Raw genomic sequence first — 15,601 nt, forward strand, 5'->3', positions numbered from 1 at the left:
GCTTATTTTTAAAGCCAATTACTTTCCGTGGATTGACTGGGGTGCCTCTGAAAAAGGAAGCTCGTATGAAGCGTTTGGTTTTGATTTTATATTGTTTTTCTTTGCTATCCTGCGGTGAAGCTATTCCACAGAATAGTTCCAGCCTAGTTCCTGCTCAGCTGATTTTGGAAAATGCTTATATCTATACACTGGATAAATCCCGTTCCGTTGCCTCGGCCATGGTTATCAGGGATGGGTATATTGTTTACATTGGCGATGAACAGGGTGCAAAAAAATACATTGGGCCAGATACAAAGGTTGAGAACCTACAGGGAAAACTGATCTTACCAGGGTTTATTCAGGGAGCAAAAATTGCTGGATCGGCATTTGGCATTGATTTGCACGCGGGAAATACGGTTGATGATTACCGGCGGGCGGTAGAAGTTTATATCCAGGAAAACCCGGATCAACAGGTTGTGGTTGGTTCAGGATGGCGCCCACAAGCATTTTCAGACCATAAAATTCATAAAGAAATTCTCGATCAAATAAATGATTTAATTCCTATTATTCTGGTTTCTGCTGACGGAACGAGTATCTGGACAAATTCCGAAGGGCTCGCTGCCGCCGGTATTGATAACGATACGAAAAATCCACTAAATGGATTTATTGCTAAAAATGAGGATGGTATCGCAATAGGCTTATTGCGTGGCCGAGGTGCGACAGAACTATTGCAAAAATTGATCCCAGATAAGCGTTCGACAGATTACCATAAGGATATTTTACGTATAAATAGTCTGGCCCCCAGTTGGGGTGTGACAACACTTTATGAGACCAATACCCCTTTGGTTAGCGGTGGAAAATTAATGACGATTCTGGATAAATTTTCGGATCTAGAACCATTGGACTTGCGGGTAAGAAGCTCATTTACTGTTTTGCCTGATATGACAGCAGCACAGTTTAGGACGCTACAGGCTCTTACCAAACGGTATTCCGGTGAAGATTTTCGTATAGGTTCTGTCAGTATCAGTACCCCGGTCTCTCCGAATGCAGTTGGCCATAGTTTAGAAACTGGAAAATTACCGGCAATAATACAGCTAGTAGAGCGAGCAAATATTCATAATTTCCCTGTACAACTTTACGTGCATAATCGCGTTGGCACTGAGTTGGCTTTAGGAGCTCTCTTACAGCTGGGAGATATGGCCAAAAAAAGAAACCCGCGTAACAGTATCTTCAATGCCACGATTGCCGATGCCGATGAATTACAGAAATTTGCAAAGGGTAAAATTGTAGCGGTAGTTCATCCGAGCAAAATTCCGCTACAGAAAAAAATTTCAATGTAGAAAATGGTAAACATTTTTTTCCGGAAGGCGTTACTTTGGTTTCTGGGTATGTATTGTCTTCAGGTAGGGAGAGTAGTCCACTGTTTGGGATTCAATCCGGGGTAGAGCGCAATATCCCTCTGGAGGTGATGCTTGAGACTTTTACTATAAATGGAGCCTATGCCCATGGGCTGGAATCGGAAACAGGCAGTCTGGAAAAGGATAAGTGGGCGGATTTTATTGTGCTGGATCGTAATCTATTCCAGATTCCTGTAAGTGAAATCCACAAAGCCAATATCCTGCGGACTTATTACAAGGGGCGGCTGGTTTATGAATTTGGTAGCGATAAATTGCCCAATGAAAAAAGCCCCTGATGTACAGAGGCTTTTAAGTATCCCACCTGAGATCAGTGCCCCAGGGCGCTCCCCTCACGACGGGGGTCAGCGCCGCCATGGAGTTTTTTATCCTTTAGGGCAATGGCATGAATGCCGCTATTGAGATTGCGCTCGACTACCTGATGTCCGCGTGCCTTCAACTTTTCTACAGTTTCACTGCTGAAAAAACCCGGTTCCAGTTCCACGCGCCGGCCGATAGCACCAATATTACCGGCGGCTATAGCGTCTGCGATCGGCATATTCAGACCCAAATGATAGAGAATGGTTCGAGCTGTGTAGTCGATGATGCGGGATCCACCGGGGGAGCCAACCAGCAGGCGCATACTGCCGTCCTTGTTGAATACGATAGTGGGTGACATGGATGAACGGGGTCTTTTTTCGGCTTGGATACGGTTGGCTACCAGATTCCCATCGGCATCCCTTGGCGTGAAGGAAAAGTCGGTTAATTGGTTGTTCAGCAGAAATCCCTTCACCAGTAAACGTGATCCAAACCCTGTCTCGATGCTGGTCGTCATACTGACACCATTGCCGTAGCGGTCCACCACCACCAGATGACTGGTGTTGGGCATCTCCGGTGACTGGGCCATTGTGCGCTTGCTAGTACCGGCCGAGGGATTGCCTGGCTTGGCGGTGTTGGCGCTATCTGGGTCAATCAAGGCAGCGCGACTGCTTAGGTAGTCGGGAGAGACCAGGGGCTTGCTCGGCACACTGACAAAATCCGCATCGGCGGAGTAGGTATTGCGGTCGGCAAATGCCAGCTCGGAGGCTTCAATAAACAGGTGGGTGAGAAGGTCGTCGCCAGCCTCCATCTTGTCCAGCGGAAACTGCTGCAGCATGCCCAATATTCCACCCACAGTGGTACCCCCTGAGGAGGGAGCATCGGCACCACAGACGTGATATTCGAGGAATAGTGAGCACAAGGGCTCACGCTGCTTGGCTTTATAGGTAGCCATATCTTCCAGGCTGAGCAGACCGGGGTTTTCCGGGTCGTTATTTACTGCCTCTACAATAGCCTTGGCTATTTCGCCATGATAAAACGCATCTGAGCCACCTTTGGCAATCATTCGCAATGTCTGGGCGTAATCATGGTTCTTCAGCTTGTGCCCCACAGGCAGAGGCTTTCCATCATTGTCGAAGAAGTAGTTGGCGATAGCCGGCCTGGCGGCAACGCTCGGAAGCCTGAGCAGGAGCTGGTGCAGACGAGGGGAAATCTCAAATCCGTTTTCGGCTAAGTCGATAGCGGGCTGGAACAGGGATTCCCATGGGAGTTTGCCATCGCGCTTGTGTGCCATTTCCAGCATGCGGATAACGCCGGGTACACCTACTGAGTAGCCACCAATAACCGCTCGGATAAATGAGCGGGGCTTACCCTCGTGCATAAAGTAATGTTCATCGACTGCAGCGGGCGCTGTCTCGCGACCATCGTAGTATTGGAGTTCTTTGTCGTCGGCGTCATAACTGAGCATGAAGGCACCGCCACCAATACCTGATGACTGAGGCTCCACAAGCCCCAATACCATTTGTGCGGCTATAGCAGCATCCACAGCGGTACCTCCTTGGGCGAGAACCTGCTCAGCTGCGCGACTGGCATGTGGATTGGCGGTAACCGCCATATAGGTGTTGGCTGTGGCCGACTTGATCGCACTGCGACCGGTATCGATCTCCGGTTGCGGCTCGTCGGCTATTGCTGGGGTCATTAAGACGGCAAAGGCGAGGAGAAGGTAGCGCACAACACACTCCGCGGATTGTGGAAAAATCCGCTTGAGTGTACCAGAAATAACCAGGTCCGGGCTTAGCGGAATTTCTCCTGGAGTGCGCTCTGTACTGCCGGTGGAACAAACTTGGTGACATCACCGTTCAAAGAGGCAATTTCTCTCACCAGAGATGAGGAAATGTAGGAAAGATGTTCCGCCGGTGTCAGGAACAGGCTTTCCATATTCGGCGCCAGCTGCCGGTTCATATTTGCCAGCTGGAACTCGTATTCGAAGTCGGATACTGCACGCAGGCCACGTAGTACGCCGTAGGCATCTACTTGGCGAACTAGGTCGGCCAGCAGAATATCAAAGCCGATAACTTCCACATTGGGCAGGTGGCCGAGTACCTTCTGGGACAGCTCTACCCTCTCATCCAAAGTGAACAAGGGGTTTTTGCGACTGCTGGCGGCCACAGCAACGATAACGTGGTCAAACAGGCGGCAGGCCCGTTCCACCAGGTCTAGATGGCCATTGGTGATTGGATCAAACGTTCCGGGATAGACGACTTTTTTCATACGCCAAGGCTTTTAGTGCGGGCCGAAAGGGATGCGAATGGTAAACAATTTACGGCTAAGGCTCAAAACCGAATGCATTCATATAATTTCGCTGGCTCCTCGCTATTCAGTTGAGCGTTGTTTAGTGCTGCTATCGCTATATAGACGCATACAAACCTGCCCAGCACGTTTTTCTTTGATTAATTGCCAGTTTGGCAATACTGGGGGAGGCGTGTTGCGAGGGGTTTCAATATATATCAATGCCTCCGCAGATAGATGGCCCTCAAGGGCGCTCAAGCTCTCCTGCCACAGGTCTTTGGCAAACGGCGGGTCAATAAAGACAATATCGTATTGCTTATCACTACTCGCAAGGAAATCGGCTGCCTCGCAGTTATACACCTGGGCTCTCTGTGCGCCCAGCAACTGCAGTTGCTGCTTGAGGGTGCGTGCCGCATGGGGATTCAGCTCGACAAAATCCACTGAGGCGGCGCCGCGGGACAAGGCCTCCAGGCCAAGGGCTCCGGAACCGGCGAATAGATCCAGGCAGTGAGCGGTTGGCAGATAAAACTGCAGCCAGTTGAATAGGGTTTCACGCAGTCGATCGCCCGTGGGCCTCAGTCCCTCTACTGGTGCGAACTGCAGTTTGCGTCCGCGCCACTGCCCTCCGATGATGCGAAGTTGGGAAAGAGGTTGTGGGGTGGGCTTGCGTGATGAACTTCTGGCCAAGGGAACTCTCTACTGGGGGCTTAGCGATGCTAAGATTAGCGTCTTTCTGCAAGCGGTACACCCGGATACACGAATGATCTTTGATTTCCTGCGTAAAAAGAAAAAGCGCAAACCTGAACAAAGCGAGTCCCAGCAGGAGCATGCGGAAGTTGCGGCTGCTTCTGGGGAGCTTTCCAGTGAGCAAGAGTCCTCAGGCCATAAAGAGCCTTCGACTTCGGAAACCGGTGCTCAAGTAGCGGGATATGTGTCTCCCCCAGTTGAAGAAAAGCCTACCGCTGTAGGGCGAGAGGAACCTGTCACAGCTCCCGAACAATCAACTGCGGAACAAAAGCCCGCAGAAGTCACGGAGAAAAAAGCTGAAGTTGAACCCAAGCTGCAGCAGGTTGTTGCGGAGCAAGTAGCCGCTGTCGAGCGGGTACCAGAGCCGGTAGCGAAACCTGCACAGGTTCAGGAAAAACCTGTTGAGAAAAAGAAAGAGGGCTTTTTTGCTCGCATTCGCCGTGGACTCAGCCGTACCAGCAATCAGTTCGTTGAGGGAATGGGCAATCTGTTTCTTGGTGCCAAGGAAATCGATGAGGATTTACTTGAAGAGCTGGAAACCCAGTTGCTGATGGCAGATGTGGGTGTTGAGGCTACCAGTGAGATTGTTGAGCGCCTGACTGAGCGCGTGTCCCGTCGCGAGCTTGCCGATGGTGATGCCCTGTACCAAGCCCTGCAGCAGGAGCTGGCGGAACTGCTTGAGAGTGTCGATGCGCCGCTGATGATTGATACTGGCAAGAAGCCGTATGTGATTCTGGTGGTGGGAGTTAATGGTGTTGGCAAGACCACGACCATCGGTAAGTTGGCGCATCGCTTTCTCGGTGAGGGTAAGTCGGTCATGCTCGCCGCAGGCGATACCTTCCGCGCTGCTGCTGTGGAGCAGTTGCAGGTTTGGGGCCAGCGCCACGATGTCCCAGTTGTCGCTCAACATACCGGTGCAGACAGCGCATCAGTTATCTTTGATGCGGTCCAGTCAGCTCAGGCCCGCGGCATCGATGTAGTTATTGCAGACACTGCCGGCCGGTTGCATACCAAATCTAACTTGATGGATGAGCTGGCCAAGGTGCGCCGGGTGATGGGCAAACTGGACCCCAGTGCTCCCCATGAAGTGCTGTTGGTACTCGATGCCGGTACGGGCCAGAATGCAATCAATCAGGCCTCCCAATTCCGTGAGGCGGCTGGTGTTACCGGGCTGGTTCTCACCAAATTAGATGGCACGGCCAAAGGTGGGGTGATATTTGCCCTGGCACGCCGTTTCGGCATCCCGGTACGCTTTATCGGTGTGGGGGAACAGGCGGAAGATCTTCAGCCTTTCCGGGCACGTGAGTTCGTTTCGGCACTGTTCGGCCGCGATACCGCCTGACTTTCCTCACAGGGAATAACAAGAATTAGAAACCGTGATCACCTTTGACAATGTGAACAAGCGTTATGCATCGGGGCAAGATGCCCTGGTGCGTATCAGCCTGGAAATTCCCCGCGGGGATATGGTGTTCCTCACCGGTCACTCCGGTGCAGGCAAAAGTACCCTACTGAGATTGGTTACTGCTATAGAGCGCCCCACCAAGGGGACTATCCTAGTTGCCGGGCAAAACCTCAATCGACTGCGTAATAGTCAGGTTCCCTACTATCGCCGCAACCTGGGCATCGTATTCCAAAACCACCAACTTCTCTTTGATCGCAGTGTGTTTGACAATATTGCCCTGCCCCTATCAGTTGCCGGTTGTAATAGGCGCGAACTGGGCCGCCGGGTACGCGCTGCGCTGGACAAGGTGGGCCTCCTGCACAAGGAAAAGCAAAACCCCATTATGTTGTCTGGTGGTGAACAGCAGCGTGTTGGCATAGCCCGCGCTGTAGTGAACAAACCAGCCATCCTGGTAGCCGATGAGCCGACCGGTAACCTTGATCCGCAACTATCCCAGGAAATTATGCAGTTGTTCGCGGATTTTAATGCAGTGGGCGTTACTGTAATGGTGGCGAGTCACGACCTGGAATTGATCGCACGAATGCGTCGGCGAGTATTGACGCTGCAGGCTGGCCAGTTGATTTATGACGGAGTTCCGAGCCGTGAAGCAAACCCAGTCTAGGTCACAGCGCCAGGCCAATCCCAGTGCTGAAAAACGTACGCGCAGTACCGGGGCAGTAGCAGCCCGTACCGATTTTGGCGATTTGTGGCGCAGCTGGCTCGGCCATCATAGAGAGGTGGCGTTGGAATCCCTACGGCGTTTTTTTGCTACCCCCATGGCTAGTATCATGACTGCACTGGTGATAGCGATAGCTTTAGCCCTACCTGCTGCCCTGCAACTGGGGCTAGCGAATTTTCAGCGCGCCGTAGCTGGTTGGGATGGACAACCGCAAATTTCAGTTTTCCTGCATAAGGGTGCGCGGGACGCTGCTGTGGAATCTTTTGCTGCAAAACTACGCAGCGATCCGGCAGTAGCCGAAGTGACTTATATCTCCCCGGAAGAGGCCCTGGCTGAGTTTGAGCAGGCATCGGGGCTCGGTGATGTGCTGGCGGGACTCGATGCGAACCCTCTTCCAGCGGTATTGCTATTGCGCCCACGGGATACCCAAGATAATGACAAGTTGCAGATATTGGTGGCGAACTTGCAGCAACAGGCCCTGACTGATTCCGTGGTGTTAGATTTAGCTTGGGTGCAGCGTCTTACCCAGCTTACTGAGCTGGGGCAGCGCCTCTCCGCTGGGCTTGCGGTCCTGTTGGCACTGGGGGTGATCCTGGTGGTAGTCAATACCATTCGTCTACATATCGAGAGCCGCCGCGAGGAGATTCTGGTGGTAAAGCTGGTGGGCGGTACCAATGCCTTTGTGCGCAGGCCCTTTCTCTACAGCGGGCTCTGCTATGGTTTTTGTGGCGGGTTGTTGGCCTGGTTGCTGTTACTGGGTGGCGTACTGCTGTTGTCGGGGCCAATTGCAGGCCTTTCTTCCAGTTATGGAAGTAACTACGCTCTGGCAGGCCCTGGATTCAGCTACTTTTTAGGGCTGACCGCTGGCGCAGCCCTCTTGGGATTGTTGGGTGCCTGGCTGGCGGCAACCCGGCATATTCGGGCTATCGAACCCACTTGACTGGTTAGTTCCATAAAGAATCGTAAAGCTGTTGCAGCAGTGGGAACCCCAGGGGTTGTTCGGCCCTCTAATTGCCCGAAATACAGCGGAATACGGCAATTGGCGGCGGACTTTCTTATCCGCCTGTGCAAGTGCTACACTGAGCCCAGCTTGTCGCCGGAAACAGTATTCGACGACAGCGGCCGGTGGAGCCGGTCGACTAATAAAGAGAGGAGAAACCTGAATGGGAACCAGCCTACAGCCAGTGCATACGCTGTCTCCGGGCGCCAACCTGGGAGCTTATATCCAGACGGTCAGTAGCTTTGATGTACTGACTGCCGAAGAGGAAAAGCGCCTGGCAGAAGACCTCTACTATCGTGAAGATATTAATGCCGCTCGCCAGCTGGTGATGTCCCACCTGCGCTTTGTAGTGCATATTGCCAAGTCCTACTCCGGTTATGGCCTTAATCAGGCCGATCTGGTTCAGGAAGGTAATGTTGGCCTGATGAAAGCCGTCAAGCGCTTTAACCCTGAAAAGGGGGTGCGCCTGGTTTCGTTCGCGGTTCACTGGATCAAAGCCGAGATCCACGAATTTATCCTGCGCAATTGGCGTATTGTGAAGATCGCCACCACCAAGGCGCAGCGCAAGCTCTTCTTTAACCTGCGTGGCCAAAAGAAGAAATTGGCTTGGCTCAGCAATGATGAAGCCAAGGCTGTGGCAAAAGACTTAAACGTGGATGTTGCCCAGGTCCATGAGATGGAAGGCCGTCTCGCTGCTTATGATGCCGCATTCGATGCAGGTGTAGATGACGATGACGATACTGCCTGGCAGGCACCGGCGCATTACCTGGAAGATCGCAGTTTCGACCCAGCCGCCCAGCTGGAGCGTGATAACTGGCAGGAAACCAACCTCAGTAGCCTCGCCCATGCTATGGAGCAACTGGATGAGCGCAGCCGCGATATTATCCAGGCACGCTGGTTGAGTGAGGAGAAGTCCACGCTGCATGAATTGGCTGACAAGTATGGTGTTTCCGCTGAGCGTATCCGCCAGCTGGAAAAGAATGCCATGAAGAAAGTGCGGGCGGCCATGGAGGCCTGAACCCGTATCTTTGTCATTCGGTAGAAAACCGCGCAGTTGCGCGGTTTTTTTATTTCCGTATTTATCGATTTCCTGAGTCTAACCAGGAAGGAAACTGTTGAGGGATAAATAATGGCAAAACTTTACCTGGTGCTCGCCGCGCTGTTCGGCGCCAGCGGTGTTGCCCTGGGTGCCTTCGGCGCCCACGGCCTGCGCGATAAGGTGACAGAGAACCTATTGGAGGCCTACAAGACTGGAGTGCAGTACCAGATGCTCCATGCCTTGGCATTGCTTGGCGTGGCTCTGTTAATCCAGAGCAGGGGGTGCACTTGTCACTCACCCTGAGCGGAGCTTTCTTTGTATTTGGCGTAGTGTTTTTTTCCGGCAGTCTCTACGCCCTCGCCCTTGGAGGGCCGCGGTGGCTGGGGCCTGTCACACCAGTTGGTGGGACCCTGATGATTGCCGGTTGGATTGCATTGTTAATTGCCGCTGCAAATTTCTCCAAATAATCGGGACCAGATTCATTTTTGAGTCGGCGCCCAATTTATCCCAATACCCGAATATAAGAAAACCGTTTCGCATAAGAGGTCGTGAAGAATGCAAGACGAATCCGCGGGAGAGTTCCCCTACCGCACCGAGTACAAGAAAAAGTCCATCCGTAGTTACGTGATCCGCGCAGGGCGAATGACTGAAGGGCAGCGCCGCGCTTTTGATACCTACTGGGGGCAGTTTGGCTTGTCCCTGTTTGATGGTCCTATCAATCCGAGTGAAGTTTTCGGGCGCGAGGCCCCGCTGGTTCTGGAAATTGGTTTTGGTATGGGGGACTCCCTGTTCGCGATGGCACAGGCGGAGCCCGACAAGAATTTTATTGGTATCGAGGTGCACCCTCCCGGTGTCGGCAGGTTGATTAATAGTGCCGGTAAAGCTGGGCTGGAAAACCTGCGTGTTTATATGGCTGATGCAGTAGACGTTCTCAATGATTGCATCGGTGAGGGTATCGTGGACAGGTTCCAATTATATTTTCCCGACCCTTGGCACAAGAAAAAGCATCACAAGCGTCGCATTGTGCAGCCAGAATTTGTACGCTTGATTTGTGCCAAACTAAGAACCGCCGGGCTGATGCATATGGCGACAGACTGGCAGAACTATGCCGAGCATATGTTGGAAGTACTCCAGGCGGAGCAGTTGTTAGAAAATACATCTGCCAGCAATGACTATGTTGCGCGGCCCGAGTGGCGCCCGGAAACCAAATTCGAACGTCGAGGCCAGCGCCTGGGCCATGGTGTTTGGGATTTGGTGTATCGGCGTTTGCCCGGTGAAGCTCCCGCTCAGCGAGTGGCTAGCATAGAGAGTGAAGTCAGTTCCACTTATGGTCCCGGTGGAGAATAGTCTCTAGTACTTAGAGCGAGAGTATGATCACTGGTGATATTACCCGTTCCACCAGTGATCAGTTTTGAAATATCGCAGTCTCTACAAAATTATCTGCCAGTTTTTCCCGGTAGTTTCCGATCTTCGCTGACATCGGAGATTCTAAAAGGCAATCCTGCCAAAACTTATCCAGTTCACAGGCACAATACTGTTTTGTGTAGCGGCAAAATATTGCATTCAGGACCGCCGAAGGTACTGTTTGTTAATGGCCATGAATGCCACTACATTGTTGGCGTCGGCATCGGTTATCTCTCCTGTCCTTATCGCTATCTTTTCCTATTTCCAGTCTATGATGCTAATACTGGGCGAGGCATCAAATACGAATTCGTATTAAGAGTACTTAAAAAATATACCAATAAATTCGATTTCGTTGCTAAGTACCCATTCGAATAAAAGCCTTGGGGGGTTGGTTCGAAAAGGAATTTCGGTGTCTCTAATGAGAAAGCGTCTCTCGCTTCTTTCAATTTTGTATGGCGTTTTATTTTCTCTTCTTTTTACAAGTTCAGGGGCCTCTGCTGATTTTGTTGGCACACTGAATCTCTACGCCAATGGTGGTAAACATTGGTTTAACAGTGACCGACTAAATGGGACACCCTTTCATGGATTAAAACTGCGGGACACCACTGGTGGCGGTGGCGGCCTGGGATTCAATATGACCAACTACTGGGCCATGGAGGGAGTGGTTGATTACTTTGTAGTGAATGTAGATGAAATTCCTGAAAAGGTTGAAGTATACAATTACCATTTGGATCTGCTTTATCAATTTGGTGGCCAGTTCTGCGGCGACTTTTGCTGGCAACCCTACGTAGCTTTCGGGATTGGCGAAATTCGTATTAACTACGATGATGCACCAAAAAAACATTACAGGGATAAAGACGGCAAGTATCGGTATGACTGTGAGTACAAACGTAAATACCCTTATACGCACCTCTACCCAAAGTACGTTTGCAATTGGCATGATAGCCAGACTATGGTCAATCTGGGTATTGGAGTGAAGTACAGTCTGGGGCCTCGTTGGCAGGCACGTGCTGATATACGTCTTTTTCAAGGGGTGGAAGAAGGTGGCCTGGATGGATTTGCCAGTGTCGCAGTAGGCTATCAGTGGCTTGAGTACCCGGATTTTTGGTATGACGAGGATGCCGACAGTGTGATTGATGCAACAGACCAATGTCCACAGACACCAGTTGGTGTGGATGTGGGGCCTGACGGTTGTCCTATCGACTCAGACTTTGATGGTGTACCTACCTATATAGACCAGTGTCCGAATACACCGATTGGTATTGCGGTGGATGAATACGGTTGTATCCGCAGCTAAAAACTGGCGGTTTCCACTTTTTGGAAAACCGCCTTACGCGGTGCCATCCAGATAAGGGATGCCCGTGATGTAACATTGTGATGGCGGTTTCAGGTACATCATCCGGGCAAAGCGCCCCTCTAAGGCTGTAAGAATAGGTGGGTAGAGGTGTTACTCTCCACGCAACTCTTCCACCTGTTCAGAAATTTCAAGCCACTCCATTTCCAGGGTATCAAGAATTTCGCGCTGCTCTGACTGCACTTTATTGAGGCGGGAGATTTCCTCCTGCTGGCCGCCGCTATACAGATTTTCGTCTGCAAGCTTTTCCTGAGCCTGGTTCAGTTTCTTCTCTGCTGTAGAGATTTGCCGTTCAATCGTTTTCAGCTTATTGGTAAGAGGCTTTAGCTGTTCTCGTAGCGCGGCAGCGGCGCGGCGCTGTGTTCTTTTGTCTTCAGCAGACCTCTCGGGAATTTCGTTATTATCGGTGAATTTCTCGTCGCGCCGTTTATCCCGGTTAAAGCTCAGCAACCACTGTTTGTAGTCATCGAGATCACCGCTAAAGGGTTCAGCGCGGCCATTGGCAACCAGAATAAACTCATCGGTAGTGTTGGCAAGCAGATGACGATCATGGGAAACCAGAACCATCGCACCGGGAAACTCCGCAAGTGCCATGGTTAAAGCGTGGCGCATCTCTAGATCGAGGTGGTTGGTGGGCTCGTCGAGCAATAGCAGATTGGGTTTCTGCCAAGCCAGGATAGCCAACGCCAGGCGTGCCTTCTCGCCGCCGGAAAAACCAGCGACGGTTTCAAAAACCCGATCTCCGACAAAGCCATAGCCACCTAGGAAATCCCGCAGTGATTGTTCACTGGCATTTGGGCTTAAGCGTTGCAGGTGTAGTAGTGGCGAGGCGGCTCCGTCGAGGGCTTCCAGCTGGTGTTGGGCAAAGTAGCCAATTGCCAGGTGTTCTCCACTTTGGCGCTCGCCACTCAGTGGCGGCAGCTCCCCGGCGAGGGTTTTAATCAGTGAAGATTTACCTGCGCCGTTGGGACCAAGCAGGCCAATGCGGCGACCGGGCTGGATACCCAGTTGTACCTTGCTCACCACTACCTTGTCGGCATAGCCGATATCCGCTTCGCGCAGATCGATCAGCGGGTTGGAGGTTTTCTCTGCGGAAGGCAGGGTGAAGTGAAAGGGGGAGTCCACATGGGCTGGGGCAATCCGGGCCATGCGATCGAGTGCCTTAATGCGACTCTGTGCCTGTTTGGCCTTGCTCGCTTTGGCGCGGAAACGCCGCACAAAGTCTTCCATGTGCGCACGTTCGACCTGCTGCTTTTCGAACTGGATTTGTTGCTGTGCCAGGCGCTCTGCGCGTGTGCGCTCGAAGGCGCTGTAATTACCGCTATAGAGCACCAGTTTTTGCTGCTCAAAACTGACAATGCCATCGACGACCGCATCGAGAAAATCGCGGTCGTGGGAAATAATCAGCAGGGTACCGGGAAAGCGCTGTAACCACTGCTCCAGCCACAGGGTTGCATCTAGGTCCAGGTGGTTGGTGGGCTCGTCGAGCAACATCAGATCAGCGGGGCACATCAGCGCCCGCCCCAGGTTGAGGCGAATACGCCAGCCCCCGGAAAAGCTGCGTACTGGCTGCTGTTGATCTGCGTGGGAAAATCCCAGTCCATCGAGCAGCTGTGCGGCGCGCGCTGGCCCGCTGTAGCCATCGATACTGGCCATACGCTCGTGCAGCTCTCCCAGCTTATGGCCATCGGTATCATCACTATTTTCCGCCTGGGCCAATTGTCTTTGCAGTTGGCGAAGCTCTTGATCGCCATCGAGAACATAATCAAGGGCGGATTGTTCACTGGCTTCAACTTCCTGGGCCATATGCGAGATACGCCAGGTGCTCGGTAGGTCTACCTGACCTGCATCGCTTTCCAGCTGGCCGAGTAAAAGCTTAAATAAGGTTGACTTGCCGCAGCCATTCGCACCGATAATTCCCACTTTGTGGCCGGGAAATATACGGCAATCTGCGCTGTCCAACAGGTCACGTTCACCCCGATGCAGGGAGACACCTTGCAAATTGATCACTGGAAAAACCTCATATGAACAGGCCGATGGGTGCTAGGCTATTCGACGTATTTGAATTCAATCGCCGCCTCTACATAAGCGCCGATCAACAAAAGGTCGGGATTCTAACGTGACAAATAGTTCACCTCCATCTTCTGCTCAGGAAAACCCTCTGTGGCAGTTCAGCTTGGAATTTTACCGCCATGAAGAGGTGGAGGAATTCCTACTCCGTTGCCAGGATAAAAAAGGTGCGGATGTGTGCTTGATGCTGTGGGCGAGCTATGCCACTGCCTGTGGTCATCAGCTGAGTGAAGAGGGTTGGCGTGTTGCGGATCGTGGCCTGGCGCCGAGGCGTAGGATAATCACGAGTGTTCGTCACCTGCGACGCTTGCTGGGGCGCTTTCGCCCCCACAGCCAGCGGATTTATGATTTATTTAGACGCTATGAGCTGAATCTTGAGCGCTTGCAGTTAGCCGCTCTTTGGAAAATCTGCGTTGAGGAGTGGCCGGGGGATCGTCCTGCCCTGGAGCTGGCTGGGCAGCAGTATGGTCTGCTACAAAAAGAGCAGGCCTACTGGTCAGAGTTGATAGAGAGTTTTATGACACAATCGAGAAGTCTGGGTAAGACAAAAACCAACAGTCCATAAGCGCCGGGCTTAACAGGGACCTGTTTGTGGGATGAACTCACATGACCTGTCTGGAGAACGGAGTCGCATAAGGCAAAAATCTGCTAAGTTTGCGCCCTTGCCGCCAATCGAGAGCGTTGGTCGGCTGGGCGCAGTAAATCAATTGCCTGAAGCCCTCACTCGCTGCTACGGTTTTCCGAGGAGAACAGGCTGTTGGCGGGAGTGGTTGGTGTAATAGTTGGGTTAGGAGGTGTGGACTCCACCGGCTTCTTCTCTTCGGTAGCTACAAAGGCTTTTGCTTCCTTTGGAGCTTTTTCTACGGTAACGGAGTCACCGCCTTTTGCCTGCACAGGCTTTTCAGATCTAGGCTTAGCCGCAACAGAAGCTTTTGCTGTTGAAGCAGCTTTGGCTGAGGTTGCTTTTTTGCTGGCGGGCTTTGTCGCTTTGTGAGTAGTGCTGACTTTAGCGGGTTTGGCAGCGGCTTTCTTCGCAGTGGAATTTGTAGCTTTTGCAGTGCTTTTGCGTACGCTGGCCTTTTTCGTAGCAACTTTCTTTTCAGTAGCTTTTTTAGCTCCTGGTTTTTTGCTCGTTTTAGTACCAGCTGCTTTCACAGCTTTAGTGGCAGTTTTTGCTGTAGCCTTTTTAGCTCCAGCAGTTTTTTTAACTACTGGAGCCTTCTTAGCCTTGGGTTGCTTCTTAGCGAGCTCTTTTTCTGTTCTGGCTGCGATTTTGCGCACAGCTTCTGCAGCTTTAAGCTCGGCTTTAGCCAGGGATTGACTATCTTTGGCCTCCGCTGCCGAACTCTTAGCCAATTGGAATACTTCATTGAGTTTTTCCACATTGGCTTTGGCGGTATCGACTCGTTTTCGTGCAGCGGCGGTCTTGGCCGTTTTAGCCGCGGCGCGGGCTTCGCTAAGCTTGGTTTTGGCCTTGGCCAGTTTTTCCTTTGCCGAAGTCAGAGCTTTTCCGGCTTTTAATACCGCCTTGCCGGCATCGGTGACTTTTTTATTGCGGGCTTTATCCAGTTTTGCAGAGAGCTTGGAAATTTGTGCTTCCAGCTCTGCGACCGGATTGACAGCTTTTCGTTTGGCAGCCATGAGTAAATGTCCTGACGTTTATTATCGATTGGCACTTCCGGGTGGTGCACTAGCCTTGCCTTAAATACGATCGATACCGCTGAAGAAGAGACGCGCGCACTGCAATATTGCCCCAAAACTGAAAAGCACCTCAAACAGTCCAGAACAATAACCGGTGACTCGTCGATAATAGCGCTGTTTTTAATAAAAATGTATGCCGAGTGCAGTGAAAAAAGCGCGGGTTGCGTTTTTTTATGGAAGAGACCG

General features: G+C 51.9%; 16 protein-coding genes. 11 read left to right on the plus strand and 5 right to left on the minus strand.

Annotated elements, in window-relative coordinates; genetic code table 11:
• The first annotated feature begins 65 nt into the window (after positions 1 to 65).
• Both P3339_RS00420 and P3339_RS00425 read left to right on the plus strand, forming a co-directional pair.
• Positions 66 to 1,319: an amidohydrolase family protein gene (locus P3339_RS00420; RefSeq protein WP_282952092.1), complete on the plus strand. Its 1,254-nt coding sequence runs from the start codon at positions 66 to 68 to the stop codon at positions 1,317 to 1,319.
• 35 nt (positions 1,320 to 1,354) lie between these two features.
• The gene (locus tag P3339_RS00425) at positions 1,355 to 1,672 is read left to right on the plus strand and encodes an amidohydrolase family protein (protein WP_282952093.1); all 318 of its coding nucleotides are present in this window, start codon (positions 1,355 to 1,357) and stop codon (positions 1,670 to 1,672) included.
• Between the two features lie 32 nt (positions 1,673 to 1,704).
• Here the strand turns inward: P3339_RS00425 and ggt are convergent, their stop codons facing one another.
• The 3 genes from ggt to rsmD form a co-directional block, all read right to left on the minus strand.
• Entirely contained in the window at positions 1,705 to 3,423 is a 1,719-nt protein-coding gene (ggt, locus tag P3339_RS00430; protein ID WP_282952094.1) for a gamma-glutamyltransferase, read from the minus strand.
• A 62-nt stretch (positions 3,424 to 3,485) separates the two neighbouring features.
• Complete coding sequence (gene coaD, locus P3339_RS00435; protein ID WP_020413988.1) at positions 3,486 to 3,962, minus strand: pantetheine-phosphate adenylyltransferase; 477 nt, start codon at positions 3,960 to 3,962, stop codon at positions 3,486 to 3,488.
• 102 nt (positions 3,963 to 4,064) lie between these two features.
• A complete protein-coding gene (gene rsmD / locus P3339_RS00440; protein WP_020413989.1) occupies positions 4,065 to 4,667 on the minus strand; it encodes a 16S rRNA (guanine(966)-N(2))-methyltransferase RsmD in 603 nt (200 codons plus the stop codon).
• 373 nt (positions 4,668 to 5,040) lie between these two features.
• On the opposite strand from rsmD, the gene ftsY reads away from it, so the two are divergent.
• The 8 genes from ftsY (at position 5,041) to P3339_RS00475 (ending at position 11,587) form a co-directional block, all read left to right on the plus strand.
• On the plus strand, positions 5,041 to 6,069 hold the full coding sequence (gene ftsY, locus P3339_RS00445; RefSeq protein WP_211214942.1) for a signal recognition particle-docking protein FtsY: 1,029 nt from the start codon (positions 5,041 to 5,043) through the stop codon (positions 6,067 to 6,069).
• Positions 6,070 to 6,103: 34 nt separating this feature from the next.
• Entirely contained in the window at positions 6,104 to 6,790 is a 687-nt protein-coding gene (gene ftsE, locus P3339_RS00450; protein ID WP_020413991.1) for a cell division ATP-binding protein FtsE, read from the plus strand.
• A complete protein-coding gene (gene ftsX, locus P3339_RS00455) occupies positions 6,771 to 7,787 on the plus strand; it encodes a permease-like cell division protein FtsX (RefSeq protein WP_020413992.1) in 1,017 nt (338 codons plus the stop codon). The genes ftsE and ftsX overlap by 20 nt, the downstream gene beginning before the upstream one ends.
• 223 nt (positions 7,788 to 8,010) lie before the next feature.
• The gene (rpoH, locus tag P3339_RS00460; protein WP_020413993.1) at positions 8,011 to 8,865 is read left to right on the plus strand and encodes an RNA polymerase sigma factor RpoH; all 855 of its coding nucleotides are present in this window, start codon (positions 8,011 to 8,013) and stop codon (positions 8,863 to 8,865) included.
• Between the two features lie 111 nt (positions 8,866 to 8,976).
• Positions 8,977 to 9,189 (plus strand): DUF423 domain-containing protein, encoded by a 213-nt coding sequence (locus P3339_RS23235; RefSeq protein WP_353056868.1) that lies wholly within the window; start codon positions 8,977 to 8,979, stop codon positions 9,187 to 9,189.
• A complete protein-coding gene (locus P3339_RS23240; protein WP_353056869.1) occupies positions 9,174 to 9,353 on the plus strand; it encodes a DUF423 domain-containing protein in 180 nt (59 codons plus the stop codon). The genes P3339_RS23235 and P3339_RS23240 overlap by 16 nt, the downstream gene beginning before the upstream one ends.
• 88 nt (positions 9,354 to 9,441) lie before the next feature.
• Positions 9,442 to 10,233, plus strand: a complete 792-nt coding sequence (gene trmB, locus P3339_RS00470; RefSeq protein ID WP_282952095.1) for a tRNA (guanosine(46)-N7)-methyltransferase TrmB — start codon at positions 9,442 to 9,444, stop codon at positions 10,231 to 10,233.
• A gap of 475 nt (positions 10,234 to 10,708) precedes the next feature.
• Positions 10,709 to 11,587 carry an outer membrane beta-barrel protein gene (locus tag P3339_RS00475; protein WP_020413996.1) on the plus strand — a complete coding sequence of 293 codons (879 nt, stop codon included), beginning with the start codon at positions 10,709 to 10,711 and terminating at the stop codon, positions 11,585 to 11,587.
• 150 nt (positions 11,588 to 11,737) lie between these two features.
• Here P3339_RS00475 and P3339_RS00480 read toward each other — a convergent pair whose 3' ends face one another.
• Complete coding sequence (locus P3339_RS00480; protein ID WP_282952096.1) at positions 11,738 to 13,654, minus strand: ATP-binding cassette domain-containing protein; 1,917 nt, start codon at positions 13,652 to 13,654, stop codon at positions 11,738 to 11,740.
• Between the two features lie 109 nt (positions 13,655 to 13,763).
• On the opposite strand from P3339_RS00480, the gene P3339_RS00485 reads away from it, so the two are divergent.
• Complete coding sequence (locus P3339_RS00485; protein WP_282952097.1) at positions 13,764 to 14,279, plus strand: TIGR02444 family protein; 516 nt, start codon at positions 13,764 to 13,766, stop codon at positions 14,277 to 14,279.
• 155 nt (positions 14,280 to 14,434) lie between these two features.
• Here the strand turns inward: P3339_RS00485 and P3339_RS00490 are convergent, their stop codons facing one another.
• Positions 14,435 to 15,355, minus strand: coding sequence for a hypothetical protein (locus P3339_RS00490; protein WP_020414000.1), 921 nt, complete (start codon positions 15,353 to 15,355; stop codon positions 14,435 to 14,437).
• Between the last annotated feature and the right edge of the window lie 246 nt (positions 15,356 to 15,601).

This window comes from Microbulbifer sp. MLAF003 (assembly GCF_030012965.1).
Taxonomy (GTDB): domain Bacteria; phylum Pseudomonadota; class Gammaproteobacteria; order Pseudomonadales; family Cellvibrionaceae; genus Microbulbifer; species Microbulbifer variabilis.